We start from the raw sequence: 18,551 nt of genomic DNA on the forward strand, positions 1-18,551 counted from the left end.
GGTGTCGGGCCACGGCCGGAAAATCCGGACGGGCGCATCCGTATCGCCGGGCGGACCCATCGCGGAGCGTCGCTCCGGAAAACCGACCTGGCTCGCCGGGGCCCGGTCGTCAGTCCGGTCGACAGCAGCGCTCCCGCGAGACGGTGATGTGGCCGTGTCGGCCGAGCGAGATCGTGAGCCGTCGGCACTCCGAGACACATCGGGCGAGCCGGTGGATGTGGGACCTGACGACGGCCAGCGCGCCGAGGGCGCCCGCGGTCAGCACACCCAGTTGCGGATAGCTCACACCCCAGACGAGCAGGACCACCGCGGCCATCATCGCCCAGCTCACGGGGACCGACTGCGGGGAGGTGCGCGGCGGGAGTGGCCGGTCACGCGGGTCGACGGGCGGCCTACTCATCGGACCGGTCCTCGCTGGGGTGGCGGCTGGCGGGCGATGCTCGCGGCTCGGGCGCCGGCTTCCGCGCCTCGATCCGCGCCGCGACGATGTAGTCGCTCAGGTCACGCTCAGCATCCCAGTCGCGGATGAACGTCTCGCTCTCCGCCTTCGGCTCGATGGAGACGTCGGTGAATCCCGCGTCGGTCAGCATCGTCTCGAGTTCGGGGATTGCCACCGCCCCCGCCACGCAGGCAGCCACCGAGGTCGGGTCGGCCCGACGGGCCTCGGGAATCGTGGCGGTCAGGACGACGTCCGAGATGGCGATTCGACCACCCGGCCGGAGGACGCGGTACGCTTCCCGGAAGACGCGGGGCTTGTCGGGCGAGAGGTTGACGACGCAGTTCGAGATGATGACGTCGATGGACTCGTCGGCGACCGGCAGGTGCTCGATCTCGCCGAGTCGGAACGACACGTTCGAGGCCTCGTTCGCCTCGACGTTCGCCCGCGCTCGCTCGACCATCTCGGGCGTCATGTCGACCCCGATGACCTGCCCCGCCGGACCGACCTCTCGGGCGGCGAGGAAGCAGTCGAAGCCACCGCCGGAGCCCAGGTCGAGCACCGACTCACCCTCGCTCAGTTCGGCGATGGCCGTCGGGTTTCCACAGCCCAGGCCCAGGTTCGCTCCGTCCGCGACGCGCTCGAGGTCGTCGGCGGAGTAGCCCAGCGCTTGGGCGTGACTGCCGCTCGGGGCATCGCCACAGCAGGACGACTCGTCCGCCGCGGGGTCGGTACCGGCGACCGAGTCGCGTCCTGTCGACAGGGCACCGCTGCAGCAGGAGTCCCCGTCGCGGTCCGCCGCGATGGTGCCGTACCGCTCTCGCACGGCCTGTCGCTGTTCACTCGGGGAGAGGCCCGCCTCGGCGGTCGATTCGTCGGTGGACTCCCCGGTCATAGCACGTCGTCCCTCGTCGTGTCGACCGCCGTCAGGAGCGTCTCGGCACGGGGGGTCGTGGTGTAGTAGCGCCAGCGACCCTCCTTGCGCCGCTCGACGAGTCCTGCCTGATGGAGCGCACTCAGCGCCCGACTCGTGGAACTCTGGTTCACGCCGAGTTCCGGCTCCAGGTCGCAGGCACAGACCTCCTCGTCCGCCGCGGCGAGGAGGCGGAGGGCCTCGTACCGCGTGTCGTTCGCCAGCGCGGAGAACGTCCGTACGTCGAGTTCCACCTCGTGGTCGGTCAGCTGGTGGGAGACACTCGAACAGCATCCGCCACCCGCGTCCGAGTCGGCCCGCGCATCTCGGCTGTCGACCGTACCGCTGTCCGGGTCGGAGACCATATTCGTATATTCGAATATAAGAATGTAAGCGTTTCGGCGCCTGGCCGTCCGATACCGGATTTCGGCTCGCTGGAGTATCCTCTCGGCCCCCCTCACGGCTGAAGCGGGGGCTTCCGCCTTGCATATCTCCAAGAACACAAGCCGGACCCGACCGCCGACCCCCGAACTCAGGCCCTCGTGATCTCGACGTGCCACTCCCCGGGGGCCGGTTTGGCCGTCTCGTGCTCGAAGCCGCGGTCCTCGAGCACACCGTAGAGCGGCTCCGGCTCGAAGCTGTTGATCAGCAGCAGCGACTCCCCGTCGGGCAGTTCGTCGAGCGCGGCCATGATGTCCTCGAACGGCTCGCCGTCGATCGCCCGCGCGTCCAGTTCCCTGTCCGGGTCGTCGAATCCTTCCGAGCGCATACCCGACCGTCGGCACGGGTCGAACTATGCGTTCGCCCGATGATGTTCGTGCCGGGCGAGACCTCGGTAGCTGCCGGCTCGAACCCGAAGGGCAGTCGCCTCTGCGACCGTCCCGCCGTCGGACCCCCGACTCGACCACCGTCGAGTTCGATGCCGAAGCGATTCGGCACCGGGGTAATACGTCCGCTGCGAGAACAGGGAGGCCGAGATGGGAACCGAACTCGAGTTACGGGATCGCGCGAGGGAAGAGTACCGCGAACTACTGTTCGACGCGCTGACGGACGCGGATGTCGGAGAGACCATCGAGATCGTGGCGGATCGAGACCTCGACGTCCACCTCGTTCGGTATCAGATCGAGCGCGACAGGGGCCTGGAGTGGACGTACGCGGACCCCGATGACGAACCGAGGGAGTTGCAGGTGACGAAAGGCGCCACGCTGGACGGCGACCTCGGGGCCATCGACGTCCGTGACCTGCGACCCCAGCGGCGACACCAGGCGCTGCTCACCACCTTCGACGAACTCGAGGTCGGCGAGGGGTTCGTCCTCGTCAACGACCACGACCCGAAGCCGCTGTATCACGAGCTCAAGTCGATGCACGGCGACGTGATCGACTGGGAATACAGGAGCCGCGGCTCCGATGGGTGGCGCGTCGAGGTCGTCAGGACTGCCGAATCGGATGCCGTCGACACGGACGTCGTCACGCGGTACGACGTCCGGGAGATCCCCAAGGAGGAACGACACCCGACGATCCACCACCGGTACGGGATGATCCCCGAGGGCGGGACGCTGGAGCTGATCGCCCCGCACGAGCCGCGGCCGCTCCACCGGGAGTTCCACCAGCGATACGGCGACTCGTTCTCCTGGGCGGTCCTCGAGGAGGAACCGGGGCGCTGTCGCGTGCACATCACGAAGGGCGACGAACCCGACGGGGACGTCGAATCGAGCGGTTCCACGGACGCGGACGCGGAGGAGGTGGCGACCGGAGCGGCGCCGGACGACGGGACAGTCGAGGTCATCGAGGAACTGGACGTCCGGGACCTCCCACCCGCCCGGCGCCACGAGCGAATCTTCGACGGATACGCCGACCTCGAAGCCGGTACCGGCTTCGTCCTCGTCAACGATCACGACCCCAAGCCGCTGTACCACCAGTTCGAGGCCGAGGCGGGACCGGAGTTCCGCTGGGAGTATCGGCAGAAGGAGCCCGGCGAGTTCAGGGTGTTGATCGGCAAGTCCGACGGGGGCGACCGCGACGCGGCCGTGGGCCGAGAGCCCACGGCGGACGGACCGGAGCCGCCGTTCTGACCGGGGTCAACGCCACCTCCTCCGCCCCTTCGGATTCGTACCGGGAGCTGACCGACGGTGTGACGCACAGCTGGGAGAACACCACAGCTTCGGCCGTGGGAAGAGGTCGGGGCGCGCCACACGGGTCGAACTCGAACGCGACAGCTGTCCGGGACGAAGGCATTCGGGGCCACGCTTTCCCGTGTGGACGGAACACCGCGTGGTATGTCCTCGGAACCACAGATAGGGACGGCCCCATCGCCCGCACCCTCACTGGTGGACATCGAGCGGGGCGCGGCACGCTACCTCTTCGCCATCGCCGTCCTTTCGCGCTCCGGGACGGGCCGGGTCACGACCGGCGAACTCCACGAACACCTGGGCGTGGCCCAACCAAGCGTCTCCGGGATGGTGTCGAAGCTCGACGACCGTGGGCTGGTCGACTACGAGAGGTACCAGGGCGTGACGCTCACCGACCGGGGCGAGGCCCTCGCCAGGCAGGTCGGCTGGCGGCTCTGTGTCGTCTCCACCTTCTTCGACTCGGAGCTGGATACGACGCTCGACGACAGGGTGGCGTTCGACATCGGCTTCGTGCTGCCGGAGCGTGGGGTACGCCGGCTCCGGGAACTCGTCGGGTCGGCATGTCTGGGGCGCTGCCCGGAGGCGAACGGTGAGGCCGAGCGGTGCGTGGCCTGAACGGGGACGCGAGCGTATCGCGACGGTCCGGCTGCCGACCGGAGGCCAGCGACGGTTCCCCGTCGAGAGACGGGGTCACTCCGGATCCAGCGTGACGAAGTACGGCCCGTCCCAGTCGGTCACCCACTCCGGGGCTGCCGGGTGGTCCCGGAGCCGGTTCGCCTCGTACGATTCGTTCTCGAAGGGCTGGCCCGATGGGTCGGTTCCATCGGCCCACGGAACCGTGAAGCTGACCGGGTCTCGGTCGTCGGTCGGAATCAGCTGTTTCCGTCCCCGTTCGTGGGCCTTGCCGCCCGAATCGACCCACTCCTGGGGATGGAACGTCACCTGGATACCCGACCCGGATTCGACCTCGGACATACGGGGAGGAGAGGACCTCCGGACTTGGCTCCCCGGGCGAAGGTGTTCGGGCGAGTAGAACGGAGTGGAACATGTTCGGACCAACGCTTTTCCTCCGTCTCGTCCCACCCGAACCCGTATGCATCTAGGTAGACCTAAACCGGTAGGGCGGGACCGCATCATCGATCGCCCCGGTTCACCGGGGAGGCGGTGGGGGAAGATATGACGGCGACCGACTTCGACGCGGAGCGCTCGTACGACGACGGGCAGTTCTCCGCGGTCGAGGTGTTCCGCAGCGACCGGATGAAGGTCGTCTGCGGGTATTTCGAACCCGGGCAGTTCATCCCGGTCCACGCCCCGTCCAGCGACGTGGCGATCCACGTTCGCTCGGGGACCGGACTCGTCCGCGACGGCGACGAGGAGCACCGCGTCGAACCGGGCGACGTGGTCGTCGTCGAGGCAGAGGCCGACCGGGGTGTCAGAGCCGACGCCGACACGCGGCTGGAGGCCCTCCTCGTCACCGCACCGCCGCCGACCGACGCCGAACACGGACCGGTCCGCGAGGGACTCCGGCGGAACGAGTTCGACCCACACGACCAATGACCACGATCCACGATCTCGACGAACTGAAGGGACAGCCCCACGCGAACGTCTTCCCCGACGCGGAGCCGAAGACGGTCAGACTCACGCTCGACGCCGGGGGAGAGGTCGCTCCCCACAGTCACCCGGGCAGGGAGATCGTCCTCTACCTGATCGAGGGACGGATCGAGTTACAGGTCGGGGAGGAGACGGACGAACTGACTGCGGGCGACATCGCCCGATTCGACGGCGATCAGGAGATCTCGCCCCGGGCCATCGAAGCGAGCACCGCGCTGATCGTCCTCGCACCCCGATCGGACGACTGACCGGGAGCCGTCCGAACACGGAGCCAGCGACACGGCCGACAACCGGATCGCCAGCCCGGAGGATCTCACCGCGACGACTCGCCGGCCGAGACCTCCTCCGCAGGCGTCGGTTCCCGGCGCGGGTCGAGTGCCCCGAGCAGGATGCGGCCGACGGAGTGTGGACTGTGCTCGTGGATGACCAGCAGCATGTTCGTACCGAACACGAGAACCCCGATGCTCACCAGCACGCCGCCGATGCCCTGGATGGTCGCCGGGAGCCGGAGCCACTCAGCCGCGACGAGGGCGACCAGCCCGGTCACCAGCAGCGCCGCGTCGGCCACCGCCAGCCGGTCGTCGTAGAGGTCGTCGATCATCGGCACCTCCTCGAGCCCCAGCAGGTCGCTGTACCGGTGGACCCAGATGATGAACGGGACGATGTGGTACAGCGTCCCGAGGACGACGAAGCCGACGGCGCCGAGGACGAGGAGGTGGACCGCGCCGGGCGCGCCGAGCCGGTGTGCCGGTGCGGTCGGCGCCCGCAACCACGCCGGCGCCGTGATGAGCGCCCAGGCGAGTAACCCCGGCGCGGCGACCGCGTACCGCGTGTGCATCGGCGTCCAGTCGACCTGCATCTCGTAGAGCCGCCGCGCGAGTATCGTCCCGACGGCGAGTGCCGCCGCCAGGACGAGCGCGGCACCGACCCGTGCGACGAACACCGCGTCGACCAGCCGCCCGAGTGCCAGGAGCACGACCCCGGCCGGATGTCCGACCTCCTCGACCGGTCGGAGGTACTCGTCAATCCCGTGGAGCTCGGTCTGGGTGAACATCGTTCCGAGCTGGTAGAGGGCGCCGTAGACGGTCGTCAGGACGGCGCCGAAGACCGCGAGCGTCGCGTGGGTCCCCACGACGTTGGTACGGCTGACGAACCCGCCCGTGAACAGCGGCCGCGTGAACCCCACCGCGAGGAGGAATCCCAGCACGGTGAGGGCGGCGAAGAAGCCCAGAGCGAGCAGGAAATGTCGTTCGGTCACGTCGTAGGACTCGACCGTGGCCAGCGTCCGGGCGATGTTGTAGACGAACGTCCAGAATCCCGCGAGCATGAGCCCGCCGAACGGAATCAGCCACCCCGTCGACCCGAGGACCAGCCCGGTGACGAACCCGACCAGCCCGATGACGACGAGCACCAGCTGGAGGTTCGCGAGTCGGCGCGAGTGCAGGGTGAGCCCCGACCAGACGGGGACGAACTGGGTCATCGCACCCATGATCGTGACGCAGATCCACCCCGCCAGCAGCAGATGGACGTGCGCGAGCGTTCCCAGCCCGGGGACGGCGTCGACGGCGAGCCCGAGCCCCACCAGGACGCCGCCGAGCAGGAACCCGAGTCCCACGACGAAGTGCCGCAGCGGGACCGTCATCGGCGGCTGCTGGTCCGTCTCGACACTCCCCGGAATCGCGCCCATACCTCACGGTACGGTGCCGACGCCCCCTGCGTGCATCCCCGAACATGTTCACGACCGAACCGGAGGCACCCGGATATCGTCGAACGAGGGCGTGAAGCGAACGAGTGCGGCCGGGCGGCGACCCGGGAACGGGGCGGGACGGCGAATCGATTCGGGGATGCCTTTTACCCGCCGTGGCAGGTAGCCCCGACTGGCCGACCGGTGAGACGCGACCGCTGGCGGTCGTGCTGCTCCTCCGTACCCGGCCGACTGCCGACGATACGCGGCGGCCGGACACGGCCCACGCCCCGAGCCGAGCGGTCGGGGCCGGCACGCCGTCCGGTCGTCACGCTTCGGGTCCACGCGGTCGTCGGCACCGGATCACGGTCGGTCTCGAGTACTCCTCCCTTCCGACACCGGATAGCGACCGGGCTGGGCTCAGGCACTCGGGCCGCCCGTCCAGGTCCAGACCACGCTCTGGAGCGACTTCGCCGCGAAGTAGCCGACGAGAGCCCACAGGGCCGCCGCATCCGGTCCCTGCACCAGGAGCCCCACGATCGAACACAGGCCGGCAGCCACGAGTCCGGGACGACGCTGCACCGACGAGCGCAGTTGCATGTGCTCACGGTGGCGGTGCTCCGGGTTGGGGTTTCGTCCGAATCCGTTCGGGTCCTCCCTCCCCTACACGAACATCTTCGGCGACAGGTGGACGCTGGCCGACGGCGTACGCCCGTCCATGCCGGGCTTCCCATCCCCGTTCGGCGGCGACGGCGGCGCGCTGTTCGAGAGCTACGGCGAGTTCGTACCCGAGAACCTCCCGGAGCCGGGGCCGTTCCTCGAAGGGCACGACGTGCTGACGGGGCGCGAGCACGCAGCGTTCCACCGCCTGACGCGGGCGCTGTTCGAGGAGCGGACGGTGTACGACATGACGTTCAACTACAACCTCGCCCGGCTGAATCTGGACACGCGCCACGAGAGCGCCGGCTACCGCTACGCCGTCGAGCGCGGGGACGCCGACGACGCCATCGAGGACGACGGCGTGGACCGCGTCCTCCGCGCGGAGTTCACGCCGACGACCCCGTTCTGCCCGCAGACCCACACGCTGACGATCGGGTCGTTCCGGGCGTGGAACGGCCTCGCGGACCGACACGAGTACGACCTCGTCCGGGTCCGCGCGGCCCCGATGCACCACCAGAGCGTCGCCATCAACGACCAGCTCGCGGAGCTGGAACGGACGTACCTCGAGACCGGCGATGCGACCGCCGAGCCCGAGGAGAGCGTGGCAGTCGGGTCGACCCCGGGGGAGGGAGCCATTGGGAACGAGGGGAGTGGCCGGGAGGTCCCCGACGCGCCGTTCTGAAGGGCCGACCTCGGCTCGCTGCATCCCGGTATCGGTCGGAGACGCGACGAACCCGTTCACGCCGCGTCGTTCGACCTCGCCGCTACTCGTCCGCCGACCCGTCCTCGGAACCGCCGTCCGCCAGGGCCGGCTCCCGGCGCCGGTCGAGCCAGCGCCACTCCCGGGTCAACAGCCCCTGCTCCGCCAGGTCCCAGGGGTCGCCGCTCTCGATCTCGACACCCTCGAGCCACGACGTGACGACGTTCCAGAGGAAGATGAGCTGTCCGGCGACGAGCAGGTAGACGCCGAGCGTCGCGAGCTGGTGGAGGTCCGTGAAGTACGCGACGGGACCGACGGACAGCTCGTAGCTCGCGTAGCGCCGGGGCATCCCCCCGTAGCCGAGCATGATCATCGGGAAGAACGTCACGTTCGTCCCGACCATGGTGAGCCAGAAGTGCCACTTCGCCAGCGTCCGCTGGTACCACCGACCCGTCACCAGCGGGAACCAGTAGTAGACACCGGCGAAGACGGCGAAGGCGATGCCGCCCATGATGACGTAGTGGAAATGCGCCACGACGTGGTAGGTGTCGTGGAGCACTAGGTCGACGGGGACGGCGGCCTCGAACACGCCGGTGATGCCGCCGACGACGAAGTTCGCTATGAACCCGATGCAGAACAGCATCGGCGCCCGCAACCGGAGGCTCCCGTTCCACATCGTGGTGATCCAGTTGAACGTCTTCACCGCGCTCGGGACGGCGATGGCGATGGAGACGGCCATGAACGAGGCCCGGATACGCGGGTCGATGCCCGTGCTGAACATGTGATGGGCCCAGACGCCGAACGACAGGACACCGAGCGCGAGCGTCGAGTAGACGACGAACTTGAAGCCGAACAGCTTCCGCCCGGAGAACCGCGGGATGATGTAGCTGATCAGCCCCATCGGGGGCAGGACGAGGATGTACACCTCGGGGTGGCCGAAGAACCAGAACAGGTGCTGCCAGAGGATCGGCGACCCACCGTCGACCGCGAAGAACGTGGTGCCGAAGTTCCGGTCCAGCAGCAGCATGACCAGCGCGCTTCCGAGCAGCGGGAACGCGAAGATGATCTGCACCGACTGGACCAGGACCGTCCACGAGAAGATGTCGAGGTTCGCCCAGTTCACCTCGTCGTCGCGCTCGACGAAGATGGTCGCGACGAAGTTGATGGCGCCCATCGTCGCGCTGACGCCCGTCAGATGGAGCCCGAGCAGCATCAGGTCCACGCCGGGGTTCGACTGCTCGACCGAGAGCGGCGTGTAGATGGTCCAGGCGGTCTGTGCCCCCTCGATGCCGACGTTGAGCGGCGCGAGGAGCAACCCACCCCAGATGAGCAGCGCTCCCGGCGGCAGCAACCAGAACGCGATGGCGTTGATGCGAGGGAACGCCATGTCGTCGGCCCCGATGAGCAGCGGGATCATGTAGTTCGAGAACGCCGCCAGGATCGGCGTCCCGAACAGGAACAGCATCGTGATACCGTGACTCGTCAGGAGTGCGTTGTACAGCGCCGGGTCGAGGAGGTCGGCCGGTGGCGTCACGAGTTCCGTCCGCATCAGCGTGACCGCGACACCACCCCAGGCGAACGAGAGTACCGCGAAGACCCCGTACATGAGACCGATATCCTTGTGATCGACAGTCGTGAGCCAGCGCGCGATTCCTGTCGGTTTCTCACGGTGGTCGCGCTCGCGCCGGTCCCCGACGACGAAACCGCCGCCGGGAGTGTACGAGCGCCACGTCACGGTACGGCTGAGCAGGCTACCGACGACCACCAGAAGGACCCCCATCACGAGCGTGGAGGCGAGGGAGACTGCGCCAATCGCCATACTACGGCGTGTCCGGCAGGCGGTAAAGGGGGTTTCCGGGAACATGTTCGGGGGGTGCCTTGCCCCCGAGGCTCGTGCCCGCCGCCCAGCAGCGACGGCGGGCGCGGCCGGGGCTTGAACCTCTGACGCGCCCCCCTCGCGTATGGTCGTCCCCGTCCCCGTTCGAGAGGCGATGGTCCACGACATCGTGAGCGTCTCGCCGGGCACGCCGATGTCCGAGGCCATCGAGCAGCTCCGGAGCCACGGCATCGGGTCGGTCGTCGTCGAGGACGACGGCGCGGTGGTCGGCATCCTCACCGATTCGGACCTCGTCGATCTCCTGGCCTCGGGCGCGGACGTCGCCGAACACTCGGTCGCCGACTGCATGACCGCGCCGGTCCGGACCGTCGACGACGATACGTCCATCGTCGAGGTCGCCGCGGAACTCCGGGACGCCGGTATCGACCAGCTCCCCGTACTCGAGCGCGACCGGCTGGTCGGCCTCGTGTCCGTGACCGAACTGTCGGCCTACCTGCCACAGTGTGTCCTCCATCGGGTCGAGCCACACCCGGATGCCGACCGCGACGACTGGCACTACGAGTACCAGGACGAGGGCCCGGAGGGACTCACCGTGGGCGACCGGGCCCGGTTCTCGAAGGTGGTCGACGACGACGACGTGGCGGCGTTCGCGCGGATCAGCGGCGACGAGAACCCCGTCCACCTCGACGCGGCGTTCGCCGAGCAGACGCGGTTCGGTCGCCGCATCGTCCACGGGATGCTCGCCGCGAGCCTGTTCAGCGCGGCGCTCGCGTGCCTCCCCGGACTCGTCATCTACCTCTCGCAGGACCTGCGGTTCCTCGCCCCCGTCGACATCGGCTGGCTCCTCTACCTCGGATACAGCCTCGCACGGGACGCGGGCGACATCGCGGACTGGCTGCGACGGGTCCTGGGGTGAGGGCGGGCGCTACACCCAGCCTCGGTCCCACCGGTCGACCACGACGTACCCCTGCGAGGCGAGCAGGCGGTCGCGGTACCGCTTCGCGGCCCAGCGCACCGGGAGCTGTCGGAGGCCGAAGCGGCGGTGACTCTCCCACTCGATCCGGACCCGACTCCCGTCGTCGGTCGGGGTGGTCTCGACCTCGTAGGTCGCCCAATCCCCGTCGTCCAGGGTCACCGTCAGCGAGAGCGCGTCCGCATGGTCGCCGCCGTCCACGGCGCGGCTCTCGACGACCATCTCGTACGTCTGCAGCCCGAGGAGTGCCGAGAACTCGTAGACAGCGCCGGACTCCGCCGTTCGGACCTCGTCGGCGAGACCCCACTGTGGCGCCAGCGGTGGAGGTCGCGCTCCGGTGAAGGCGTCGCGGACGGCGGCCGGGTCGGCGTCCGTCCGGAGCTCGACGCCGCCGGCCGTCCCGAACACGGGGATGAGGAGCGCGACCGCCAGCAGGAGGACCGAGAGGAGCACGAGCCCGGTCGAGACGACCGTCGAGAGCGCGCCCGCGACGACGCCCAGGAGCAGTGCAATCCCGATTCGGGAGAGGCGTTGCACCCACCGGTACCGTCGGAGGACATCCCGGTCGAGGGCGGGTTGTGTCGCGTGATCGGTGCTGGAGGGCACGGTCGAGGGCTGGTGCCGCCCGCCGGTTGAGTCCTGTGCTCCGAGGGGCCGCGACACCCCCCGCCGGGCGCCGGTCGGGGCCGTGGCCATCGGCCGCTGCCGCCGGGAGTCCACAAAACCCATTCCGGTGGCGTGGTACCACCCGCCGATGTCGCCCCCCCTCCCCCACGCGTCGCCGCGACCGCCCGCTCGTCGTCTCCGGCACCCAGCAGGAGGGTCCCGGGATGGCTGAGTTCTCGGTGAACGGCCCGGACAGCGTCGTCAAGTCGGTGCTGTTCGTCGTCGTCGCGCTCGCGCTCGTCGGCTACGGCGGGTACGACTACGTCCAGCAGACGGACGCGGTCGAGAACGCGGTCGAGGTTGAGGCGACGATCGTCGAGGTCGGCGTCGAGCGGACCACGTCACCCGGTGGCAGCGCCGACGTGGAGTTCGAGCCGACCGTCCGGTACGAGTACAGCTTCGAGGGGACCGCGTACACCGGGACCGAGGTGTTCCCCGGGTCGGTCACGCCGGAGTACGAGACCGAATCCGCCGCCCGGGATGTCGTCTCGGCGTACGAACCGAACACGACGGCGACCGCGTACGTGGACCCGTCGGACCCGGACGACGCGTTCCTGGAGAACCGCGTCTCGAACACCCCGCTCCTGCTCGTCGGGATCGGGCTGGTGCTGGCGCTCCTGGGCAGTGTCGCCACGCTGCGGAACCTCGGGTGACGGGACACCACCGCTCGACCGAGCACGCGACACCGGCCCCGCCGGCGAGCGGGACGGCCTCGACGGCCGGAGCCATCGCGGCGAGCCCCTACCACGATTCGACAGAAGTATCTATAATCACGGATCGAGTACCCGGATTGAACGGGCCCGATAAATGTCCTACTCGGACCTTTCGTTCCGATGTATTTGACCCCCTCTACCTACGAACCAAACCCGAGAAGATACCGTATTTACAACTGTTTTCAGAGATTATACCGTAATAGACTCCATATCCACCCTTTTGTAGATTTGAAAACGGTAATTTTGAGATATTATCTCGAATATACTACAATAATTGTATTCTAAATAGATAAATCAGTTTCGCACGGGCACCTCACGGACGGGTGGAAGGAGAGTGCAGTGCCGGGCCGGCCCGACGGTGCCGCCGGCACGGGGAGGCCGGACAGGGGTCCGGTTCGGCCCGGCGTCCGCACGGGGTGGCTCACCCGAAGTTCTCGACCTTGGCGTCGCTCGCCGGGGCACCAGCGGCCTCCAGTGCGCCGCGGGCGGCCTCGACGAACGTACCGAACCCGTAGACGAACACCTGCTCGGCACTCGTGTCGGCGACGGCGTCCCGGACCGGCCCGGTCAGCTCCTCGTCCGTGGCGAGGACGCGGACGGTCGCCCCCGCCCGTTCGAGGTCGTCGAGTCGGTCGCGGTGGAACGGTTCGTCGTCCTGGTAGACGATGGCCGCGGACCCACCCTCGGAGACGACACGCTCGGCGATGGCGAGCGCGGGGCCGATGCCGGGACCGCCCGCGAGAACGACCACCGACCCCTCGCCCTCGTAGTGGGCACTGCCGAAGGGACCGCTCACGCCGACCGGCTCGCCCTCGCGGCCGTCGGCGAGCCACGGCCCCAGCGCGCCCTCGGGGTCGATGTCGACCGTTATCTCGAACGTCCGCTCCACGGTCGGCGAGGAGATGGTGTAGATGCTGGAGACCTCCTCCCCGTCCACGGTGGCGGTGAGCTTGACGAACTGTCCGGGCTGGGCGGCGAACCCGGCCGGCGTCGTGATGTCGACCGCGACACCGCCGGAACCGATGTCTCTGACGGCATCGACGCTCGCCTCTGCTGTGTCCATACGGCTGCATCGATAGCCGGGGGTTTAGCTATTGTGTCGATGCCCGGGACGGGGCCGGAGAGGGCCCCCGGGCGTTAAGTGGAGCGCCGTCGAAGTGCTGTCATGGCCCGGATACTGGTCGCGGTCGGTGAGGACGAGGAACTGGCACGTCGACAGGCAGCGAGCGTGGCCTCGCTGTCCGTCGCGACCGACGCGAGTACGGTGACCGTCCTCCACGCCTTCGCCGGGCAGACCACCGACACCACGGATCTCGTCGAGACGCCGCCACCGAGCGAGCAGCACCCGACGGACCGGCATCCGGCGGCGATCGCCGCGGCCGAGGCGCTCCGCGAGACGGGCTACTCCGTCGAGTTCGCGGACGCCACCGGTGACCCCGTCTCCAGCGTCGTCGAGGTCGCGGCCGATCTCGACGCCGACGCCATCGTGGTCGGCCTGGGCAAGCGCTCCCGCGTCGGGAAGCTCCTGTTCGGGAGCGACACCCAGTCGGTGCTGGTGAACGCCGGGCGGCCCGTCCTCGTCGTTCCGCCAGCAGCCACGGCCGAGGACTGAGGCCGGACGGCTCCCGCGTTGCTCACTCGTAGACCGGGTGCTCGCTGCAGAGCCGCTCGACGGTCGCCCGGGCGTCGGCTGCGACCGACGGGTCGTCCGGCGCGTCCAGCAGCGCGACGACCGTCTCCGCGACCTCGGTCATCTCGGCCGGGCCGAACCCGCGGGTCGTGACCGCCGGCGTCCCGATGCGGACGCCGCTGGTGACGAACGGCGAGCGCGTCTCCCCGGGGACGGTGTTCTTGTTCACCACGATGCCGACGTCGTTGAGCGCCGTCTCCGCGTCTGCACCGGTCAGCTCCGGGTGCGACTCCCGGAGGTCGACGAGGACGAAGTGCTTGTCCGTGCCGCCCGAGACGAGCGAGACGTCACGCTCGCGGAGCTCGCTGGCCAGCACGGACGCGTTCTCCACCACGCGCTCGGCGTAGGCCGCGAAGTCCTCGGAGCGCGCCTGTCCGAAGCCGACGGCCTTGCCGGCGATGTTGTGCATCAGGGGCCCGCCCTGCGACCCGGGGAAGACGGCGCTGTCGAGGTCGTCGGCGTGCGTCTCCTCGCAGATGACGATGCCGCCCCGCCCCGCGCGGATGGTCTTGTGCGTGCTCCCGGTGACGAAGTCGGCCGTCCCGACGGGGTTGTCGTGCAGGCCGGTCGCGACCAGCCCGGTGACGTGGGCGATATCGGCGAGGTGGAGCGCGTCGACGCTCCGGGCGATGCCGTCGATGTGGTCGAAGTCGAACTCACGGGGGTACGCCGACGAGCCGCTGACGACCAGATCCGGGTCGAACGCCTCGGCCCGCTCCCGGACGGCGTCGTAGTCGATGCGCCCCGTCTCCGGGTCGACCTCGTACTGCTCGACCTCGTAGAGCTGCCCCGAGACGTTGACGTGGTGGCCGTGACTGAGGTGGCCGCCGTGCGACAGCGACAGCGAGAGGATGCGGTCGCCCGGCTCGAGGGCCGAGAAGTACACCGCCATGTTGGCCTGTGTGCCGGAGTGGGGCTGGACGTTGATGTGGTCGCCACCCCACAGCTCCCGGGCCCGCTCGATGGCGAGCCGCTCCACCTCGTCGACGTGCTCGCAGCCGCCGTAGTAGCGCGACCCGGGGTACCCCTCGGCGTACTTGTTCGTCAGCACGCTCCCCTGGGCCTCCATGACTGCCGGGGAAGCGTGGTTCTCGCTGGCGATCATGCTCAGCGTCGTCTCCTGGCGTCGGCGCTCGTCGGCGAGCGCCTGCGATACGGCCGGGTCAGCGGTCGAGAGTTCGTCCTGGAACATCATTCGAGGTCTGGCTGTCGGGCATCGGTCGGTCGGGGCCTCGTCGCGTCGGTCGGTCGGGACCTCGTCGCGTCGGTCGGTCGGGACCTCCTCGGGGACCGACTACCGTCTCGGTGGTCGGTCATCCGCCACCCCCCTCGTCGAGGTCGTGCCACGCGAGCCGGGGGTTCCGGGCGGCACTCGTCTGATCGATGCGCCGGGCGGCCGTCCGGGTGGGGGCGTCGGCGAGGGTGGCCTCGTCGTCCCCGAGCGACCGGTCGAAGGCGTCGGCGAGCTGGTCGAGCGTGCGGCGGCTCTCCACCTCGGTCGGCTCGGTCATCAGCGCCTCGCTCACGATCTCCGGCCACTTCGTCGTCGGCGGGTGGACCCCGTAGTCCAGCATCCGCCTGGCCACGTTCGCGGCGTCGCGGTCGCCCGCGCTCGCGACGAACTCGTGGTGGAACGGGCCGAACGGTACCTCGCAGTCGATCTGCTCGGCGAGGTAGTTCGCGTTCAGCACCGCCTTCGCGCTCGCATCGGCGAGGCCCTCGTCTCCGAGGCGCGCGATGTAGGCGTACGCCTTCACGAGGACGAGCCAGTTGCCCTGGTAGCCGTGGACCTTCCCGATGGAGTGGGCCGGGTCCACGAGGTCGTACTCGCCGTCGACCCGCCGGACGTGGGGGCGGGGCAGGAACTCGCGGAGTTCCTCGACGACCCCGACCGGGCCCGCGCCGGGGCCGCCGCCGCCGTGGGGCGTGGCGAACGTCTTGTGGACGTTGTAGTGCATCACGTCGAAGCCCATGTCCCCGGGACGGGCACGCCCCAGCAGCGCGTTCAGGTTCGCCCCGTCGTAGTAGAGCAGGCCGCCCACGTCGTGGACCAGCTCCGCGACACGCTCGATGTCGCGCTCGAACAGGCCCAGCGTGTTCGGGTTCGTCAGCATCAGCGCCGCCGTCTCCTCCGACAGCGCCGCCTCCAACGCGTCGAGGTCCACCCGCCCGTCCTCGCCCGACGGGAGCGAGACGACATCGTACCCCGCCAGGGCGGCGCTCGCGAAGTTCGTCCCGTGCGCGGACTCCGGGACGATCACCTCGTCGCGGTGTCCCTCGTCGTTGTGCTCGTGGTAGGCCTGCGCGAGACGGATACCCGTGAACTCCCCGGCCGCGCCCGCGGGCGGCTGGAGGGTGACCGCGTCCATCCCGCCGATGCGCCCGAGGTAGTCCTGCAGCCGGTGCTGCAGCTCGAGAACCCCCTGTGTGCTCCGCGTCGACCTGTCGGGATGCACGGCGGCCGCCTCGTGTGCGGCGACGTCCTCGGTGAACGGCGGGTTGTACTTCATCGTACACGATCCCAGCGGGTACGGCCCGGTCGTGACGCCGTAGTTCATCTCCGAGAGCCGGGTGTAGTGGCGGGCCAGTTCCGGCTCGGACGGCGACGGGAACGTCAGTTCGTCACGGGTCAGTTCCTCCGGGAGGTCACTATCGGCGCCCGGATCGACCGTCCGGCTCGTCTTCGCCGAGAGGAGCGGCTCGTACACCCCGTCTCCGGTGAAGCGCGCCTGGTCGTACGTCATCGGGCCACCTCCGCGAGCGCCTCGGCGACCCCGTCGAGCACGTCGTCGGGGAGGCCCGCGACACGGAGTTGCAGGTCGTGCTCGCCGACGACGTGGACGGCGTAGCCGGCCGCCTCCAGGTCGGCCGCGACAGCATCGGCCGCGCGCTCGGTCCGGACGCAGAACTCGCCGACGTGGTGGCGGTCGTGGACCGGCGCGGTGACGCCCGCGACCTCGTCGAGACGAGCGGCGGCGGACCGGGCTCGGCGGACCCCCGACTCGGCGAGGTCGACCAGCCCGTCCGGGCCCAGCCACGCGGCGTGCATCGCCGCGCGGAGCGCCACCCACGCCTGATTCGTACAGATGTTGGAGGTGGCACGCTCCCGGCGGATGTGCTGTTCGCGCGTCTGGAGCGTGAGCGTGTACGCCCGCCGGCCGGCATCGTCCTCGCTCGCCCCGACCAGCCGGCCGGGGACCTGCCGGAGGAACTCCTCCCGGCAGGCGAACAGGCCCAGCCCCATCCCGTACGCCGTCGGCAGCCCGAGCGAGCAGTCACCGACCACGATGTCCGCACCGACCGCGGCCGGGGGTTCGAGCAGCGCGAGCGCGACGGGGTCCGAGCCCAGCGTGAACAGCGCCTCGTGCTCGTCGGCCAGCGTCCCGAGGTCGGCCAGCGACTCCTCGATGCAGCCCCGGACGGTCGGGTTCTCGGCGTACAGTAGCACCACCTCCTCGTCGACCTGCTCTGCGAGCGCGTCCAGGTCGGCGTTGCCGTCGGCCATCGGATACGACTCGACCGTGAGGTCCTGCCCCCGGACGTAGTTCTCCAGCACCGCGCGCCGACCCTCCTGGAGATGCTCGGGCACCAGCACGCGCGTCCCCGTGGTCTGGCGCACGCGACTCGCGAGCGTGGCGGCCTCGCCCAGCGCCGTCGCCGCGTCGTACATCGAACAGTTCGCCACCGGGAGCCCGGTCAGCTCAACCAGCATCGACTGGTACTCGAACAAGGCCTGCAGGAACCCCTGCGCGACCTCCGGCTGGTACTGCGTGTAACTGGTCAGGAACTCCGAGCGGTCCGAGAGGTGTGCGACCACGCTGGGCACGTAGTGGGCGTGGTGGCCCCGCCCGAGGAGTTCGACCAGGTCGTCGTTCCGGCCGAGCATGGTGTCGATCTCCGCCCGGATCGCAGCCTCGGAGCGAGCCGGGATGTCGAAACTGCCGTCGAACCGGACGCTGCCGGGGATGTCGAAGAGGTCGGCCTCGTCGTCGACGCCGACGACATCGAGCATCGCCGCCGTCTCCGCGGCGGTGTGTGGCGCGAACGGCGAGCCCGCCTCGGTCTCCCGGTGCCGGGGCGGGGTCCGTCCCCGGCGCATGGACTGCTGGTCGGTCATTCGATCTGCTCCCGGTACGCCTCGGGCGAGAGGAGTCCATCGAGGGACGCGTCGGTCCCGAGCTCGACGAGCCATCCGTCGCCGTAGGGGTCCTCGTTGAGCAGTTCGGGCGCGTCGAGGAGGGCGTCGTTCGTCGCCACCACCTCGCCCTCGACCGGGGTGTAGAGGTCCGAGACGGCCTTGATCGACTCCACGAGGCCGAAGGCGTCGCCGGCCGCGAACGCCTGCCCCACGTCCGGGAGTTCGACGAACACGATGTCGCCCAGTTCGTCCTGCGCGAAGTCGGAGATACCGACCCGCACCGTTCCGTCCGTCTCGAGTGCCCACTCGTGCGATTCCGCGTATCGTCTGTCCGCTGGTACGTCGAACATGTGCTTTCGGTGTCCGGTTTCGCTGTCCGCGCCGCCGCCGTCCGCTGCCGT

Annotated in this window: 22 protein-coding genes; 8 read left to right on the plus strand and 14 right to left on the minus strand. The window is 69.4% G+C overall.

Features of this window, described 5'->3' with window-relative positions; all coding sequences use genetic code 11:
* Positions 1-109: 109 nt before the first annotated feature.
* From P2T62_RS21295 to P2T62_RS21310, 4 genes are all read right to left on the minus strand, one after another.
* The gene (locus P2T62_RS21295; RefSeq protein WP_276259032.1) at positions 110-400 is read right to left on the minus strand and encodes a hypothetical protein; all 291 of its coding nucleotides are present in this window, start codon (positions 398-400) and stop codon (positions 110-112) included.
* On the minus strand, positions 393-1,331 hold the full coding sequence (gene arsM, locus P2T62_RS21300; RefSeq protein WP_276259033.1) for an arsenite methyltransferase: 939 nt from the start codon (positions 1,329-1,331) through the stop codon (positions 393-395). The genes P2T62_RS21295 and arsM overlap by 8 nt, the downstream gene beginning before the upstream one ends.
* Positions 1,328-1,714, minus strand: a complete 387-nt coding sequence (locus P2T62_RS21305) for an ArsR/SmtB family transcription factor (protein ID WP_276259034.1) — start codon at positions 1,712-1,714, stop codon at positions 1,328-1,330. The genes arsM and P2T62_RS21305 overlap by 4 nt, the downstream gene beginning before the upstream one ends.
* A 167-nt stretch (positions 1,715-1,881) precedes the next feature.
* The gene (locus P2T62_RS21310) at positions 1,882-2,118 is read right to left on the minus strand and encodes a DUF2249 domain-containing protein (protein WP_276259035.1); all 237 of its coding nucleotides are present in this window, start codon (positions 2,116-2,118) and stop codon (positions 1,882-1,884) included.
* Between the two features lie 208 nt (positions 2,119-2,326).
* Here P2T62_RS21310 and P2T62_RS21315 point away from each other — a divergent pair, with 208 nt between their 5' ends.
* Together P2T62_RS21315 and P2T62_RS21320 are read left to right on the plus strand one after the other, a co-directional pair.
* The gene (locus tag P2T62_RS21315) at positions 2,327-3,421 is read left to right on the plus strand and encodes a DUF2249 domain-containing protein (protein ID WP_276259036.1); all 1,095 of its coding nucleotides are present in this window, start codon (positions 2,327-2,329) and stop codon (positions 3,419-3,421) included.
* A 204-nt stretch (positions 3,422-3,625) separates the two neighbouring features.
* Positions 3,626-4,093: a metal-dependent transcriptional regulator gene (locus P2T62_RS21320; protein WP_276259037.1), complete on the plus strand. Its 468-nt coding sequence runs from the start codon at positions 3,626-3,628 to the stop codon at positions 4,091-4,093.
* A gap of 75 nt (positions 4,094-4,168) precedes the next feature.
* Here P2T62_RS21320 and P2T62_RS21325 read toward each other — a convergent pair whose 3' ends face one another.
* Positions 4,169-4,453, minus strand: a complete 285-nt coding sequence (locus P2T62_RS21325; RefSeq protein WP_276259038.1) for a hypothetical protein — start codon at positions 4,451-4,453, stop codon at positions 4,169-4,171.
* A 201-nt stretch (positions 4,454-4,654) separates the two neighbouring features.
* Here P2T62_RS21325 and P2T62_RS21330 point away from each other — a divergent pair, with 201 nt between their 5' ends.
* On the plus strand, positions 4,655-5,035 hold the full coding sequence (locus P2T62_RS21330; protein ID WP_276259039.1) for a cupin domain-containing protein: 381 nt from the start codon (positions 4,655-4,657) through the stop codon (positions 5,033-5,035).
* Positions 5,032-5,337, plus strand: a complete 306-nt coding sequence (locus P2T62_RS21335; protein WP_276259040.1) for a cupin domain-containing protein — start codon at positions 5,032-5,034, stop codon at positions 5,335-5,337. The genes P2T62_RS21330 and P2T62_RS21335 overlap by 4 nt, the downstream gene beginning before the upstream one ends.
* 65 nt (positions 5,338-5,402) lie before the next feature.
* Here the strand turns inward: P2T62_RS21335 and P2T62_RS21340 are convergent, their stop codons facing one another.
* Complete coding sequence (locus P2T62_RS21340) at positions 5,403-6,776, minus strand: heme-copper oxidase family protein (RefSeq protein ID WP_276259041.1); 1,374 nt, start codon at positions 6,774-6,776, stop codon at positions 5,403-5,405.
* A gap of 417 nt (positions 6,777-7,193) precedes the next feature.
* Positions 7,194-7,373 (minus strand): hypothetical protein, encoded by a 180-nt coding sequence (locus P2T62_RS21345; protein WP_276259042.1) that lies wholly within the window; start codon positions 7,371-7,373, stop codon positions 7,194-7,196.
* Positions 7,374-7,491: 118 nt separating this feature from the next.
* Here P2T62_RS21345 and P2T62_RS21350 point away from each other — a divergent pair, with 118 nt between their 5' ends.
* On the plus strand, positions 7,492-8,115 hold the full coding sequence (locus P2T62_RS21350; RefSeq protein WP_276259043.1) for a DUF7998 family protein: 624 nt from the start codon (positions 7,492-7,494) through the stop codon (positions 8,113-8,115).
* Positions 8,116-8,197: 82 nt separating this feature from the next.
* Here the strand turns inward: P2T62_RS21350 and P2T62_RS21355 are convergent, their stop codons facing one another.
* Positions 8,198-9,952: a cbb3-type cytochrome c oxidase subunit I gene (locus P2T62_RS21355; protein WP_276259044.1), complete on the minus strand. Its 1,755-nt coding sequence runs from the start codon at positions 9,950-9,952 to the stop codon at positions 8,198-8,200.
* A gap of 142 nt (positions 9,953-10,094) precedes the next feature.
* On the opposite strand from P2T62_RS21355, the gene P2T62_RS21360 reads away from it, so the two are divergent.
* Positions 10,095-10,886, plus strand: coding sequence for a CBS domain-containing protein (locus tag P2T62_RS21360; RefSeq protein ID WP_276259045.1), 792 nt, complete (start codon positions 10,095-10,097; stop codon positions 10,884-10,886).
* Between the two features lie 9 nt (positions 10,887-10,895).
* Here P2T62_RS21360 and P2T62_RS21365 read toward each other — a convergent pair whose 3' ends face one another.
* Positions 10,896-11,549, minus strand: coding sequence for a hypothetical protein (locus P2T62_RS21365; protein WP_276259046.1), 654 nt, complete (start codon positions 11,547-11,549; stop codon positions 10,896-10,898).
* A gap of 224 nt (positions 11,550-11,773) precedes the next feature.
* On the opposite strand from P2T62_RS21365, the gene P2T62_RS21370 reads away from it, so the two are divergent.
* On the plus strand, positions 11,774-12,262 hold the full coding sequence (locus P2T62_RS21370) for a DUF3592 domain-containing protein (RefSeq protein ID WP_276259047.1): 489 nt from the start codon (positions 11,774-11,776) through the stop codon (positions 12,260-12,262).
* A gap of 481 nt (positions 12,263-12,743) precedes the next feature.
* On the opposite strand, the gene P2T62_RS21375 is transcribed toward P2T62_RS21370, so the two are convergent.
* The gene (locus tag P2T62_RS21375; protein WP_276259048.1) at positions 12,744-13,385 is read right to left on the minus strand and encodes an FAD-dependent oxidoreductase; all 642 of its coding nucleotides are present in this window, start codon (positions 13,383-13,385) and stop codon (positions 12,744-12,746) included.
* Positions 13,386-13,487: 102 nt separating this feature from the next.
* Here P2T62_RS21375 and P2T62_RS21380 point away from each other — a divergent pair, with 102 nt between their 5' ends.
* The gene (locus tag P2T62_RS21380) at positions 13,488-13,934 is read left to right on the plus strand and encodes a universal stress protein (protein WP_276259049.1); all 447 of its coding nucleotides are present in this window, start codon (positions 13,488-13,490) and stop codon (positions 13,932-13,934) included.
* A 22-nt stretch (positions 13,935-13,956) separates the two neighbouring features.
* Here the strand turns inward: P2T62_RS21380 and glyA are convergent, their stop codons facing one another.
* From glyA to gcvH, 4 genes are all read right to left on the minus strand, one after another.
* The gene (gene glyA / locus P2T62_RS21385) at positions 13,957-15,207 is read right to left on the minus strand and encodes a serine hydroxymethyltransferase (RefSeq protein ID WP_420028399.1); all 1,251 of its coding nucleotides are present in this window, start codon (positions 15,205-15,207) and stop codon (positions 13,957-13,959) included.
* A 118-nt stretch (positions 15,208-15,325) separates the two neighbouring features.
* Positions 15,326-16,756: an aminomethyl-transferring glycine dehydrogenase subunit GcvPB gene (gene gcvPB, locus P2T62_RS21390; RefSeq protein ID WP_276259050.1), complete on the minus strand. Its 1,431-nt coding sequence runs from the start codon at positions 16,754-16,756 to the stop codon at positions 15,326-15,328.
* The gene (gene gcvPA, locus P2T62_RS21395; RefSeq protein WP_276261652.1) at positions 16,753-18,111 is read right to left on the minus strand and encodes an aminomethyl-transferring glycine dehydrogenase subunit GcvPA; all 1,359 of its coding nucleotides are present in this window, start codon (positions 18,109-18,111) and stop codon (positions 16,753-16,755) included. The genes gcvPB and gcvPA overlap by 4 nt, the downstream gene beginning before the upstream one ends.
* Positions 18,112-18,125: 14 nt before the next feature.
* Positions 18,126-18,500, minus strand: a complete 375-nt coding sequence (gene gcvH / locus P2T62_RS21400) for a glycine cleavage system protein GcvH (protein WP_276259051.1) — start codon at positions 18,498-18,500, stop codon at positions 18,126-18,128.
* Between the last annotated feature and the right edge of the window lie 51 nt (positions 18,501-18,551).

Source organism: Haloglomus litoreum, from assembly GCF_029338515.1.
Classification (GTDB): Archaea; Halobacteriota; Halobacteria; order Halobacteriales; family Haloarculaceae; genus Haloglomus; species Haloglomus litoreum.

Excerpts from the sequence above, each read along its gene's own strand:
- P2T62_RS21310 (WP_276259035.1), bottom strand. The coding sequence starts at position 2,118 with ATGCGCTCGGAAGGATTCGACGACCCGGACAGGGAACTGGACGCGCGG.
- gcvPA (WP_276261652.1), bottom strand. The coding sequence starts at position 18,111 with ATGCGCCGGGGACGGACCCCGCCCCGGCACCGGGAGACCGAGGCGGGC.
- P2T62_RS21380 (WP_276259049.1), top strand. The coding sequence starts at position 13,488 with ATGGCCCGGATACTGGTCGCGGTCGGTGAGGACGAGGAACTGGCACGT.
- P2T62_RS21370 (WP_276259047.1), top strand. The coding sequence starts at position 11,774 with ATGGCTGAGTTCTCGGTGAACGGCCCGGACAGCGTCGTCAAGTCGGTG.
- P2T62_RS21340 (WP_276259041.1), bottom strand. The coding sequence starts at position 6,776 with ATGGGCGCGATTCCGGGGAGTGTCGAGACGGACCAGCAGCCGCCGATG.
- arsM (WP_276259033.1), bottom strand. The coding sequence starts at position 1,331 with ATGACCGGGGAGTCCACCGACGAATCGACCGCCGAGGCGGGCCTCTCC.
- P2T62_RS21360 (WP_276259045.1), top strand. The coding sequence starts at position 10,095 with ATGGTCGTCCCCGTCCCCGTTCGAGAGGCGATGGTCCACGACATCGTG.
- gcvPB (WP_276259050.1), bottom strand. The coding sequence starts at position 16,756 with ATGACGTACGACCAGGCGCGCTTCACCGGAGACGGGGTGTACGAGCCG.
- P2T62_RS21345 (WP_276259042.1), bottom strand. The coding sequence starts at position 7,373 with ATGCAACTGCGCTCGTCGGTGCAGCGTCGTCCCGGACTCGTGGCTGCC.
- P2T62_RS21315 (WP_276259036.1), top strand. The coding sequence starts at position 2,327 with ATGGGAACCGAACTCGAGTTACGGGATCGCGCGAGGGAAGAGTACCGC.
- P2T62_RS21375 (WP_276259048.1), bottom strand. The coding sequence starts at position 13,385 with ATGGACACAGCAGAGGCGAGCGTCGATGCCGTCAGAGACATCGGTTCC.
- P2T62_RS21330 (WP_276259039.1), top strand. The coding sequence starts at position 4,655 with ATGACGGCGACCGACTTCGACGCGGAGCGCTCGTACGACGACGGGCAG.
- P2T62_RS21325 (WP_276259038.1), bottom strand. The coding sequence starts at position 4,453 with ATGTCCGAGGTCGAATCCGGGTCGGGTATCCAGGTGACGTTCCATCCC.
- P2T62_RS21350 (WP_276259043.1), top strand. The coding sequence starts at position 7,492 with ATGCCGGGCTTCCCATCCCCGTTCGGCGGCGACGGCGGCGCGCTGTTC.
- P2T62_RS21335 (WP_276259040.1), top strand. The coding sequence starts at position 5,032 with ATGACCACGATCCACGATCTCGACGAACTGAAGGGACAGCCCCACGCG.
- glyA (WP_420028399.1), bottom strand. The coding sequence starts at position 15,207 with ATGATGTTCCAGGACGAACTCTCGACCGCTGACCCGGCCGTATCGCAG.
- P2T62_RS21320 (WP_276259037.1), top strand. The coding sequence starts at position 3,626 with ATGTCCTCGGAACCACAGATAGGGACGGCCCCATCGCCCGCACCCTCA.
- gcvH (WP_276259051.1), bottom strand. The coding sequence starts at position 18,500 with ATGTTCGACGTACCAGCGGACAGACGATACGCGGAATCGCACGAGTGG.
- P2T62_RS21295 (WP_276259032.1), bottom strand. The coding sequence starts at position 400 with ATGAGTAGGCCGCCCGTCGACCCGCGTGACCGGCCACTCCCGCCGCGC.
- P2T62_RS21305 (WP_276259034.1), bottom strand. The coding sequence starts at position 1,714 with ATGGTCTCCGACCCGGACAGCGGTACGGTCGACAGCCGAGATGCGCGG.
- P2T62_RS21355 (WP_276259044.1), bottom strand. The coding sequence starts at position 9,952 with ATGGCGATTGGCGCAGTCTCCCTCGCCTCCACGCTCGTGATGGGGGTC.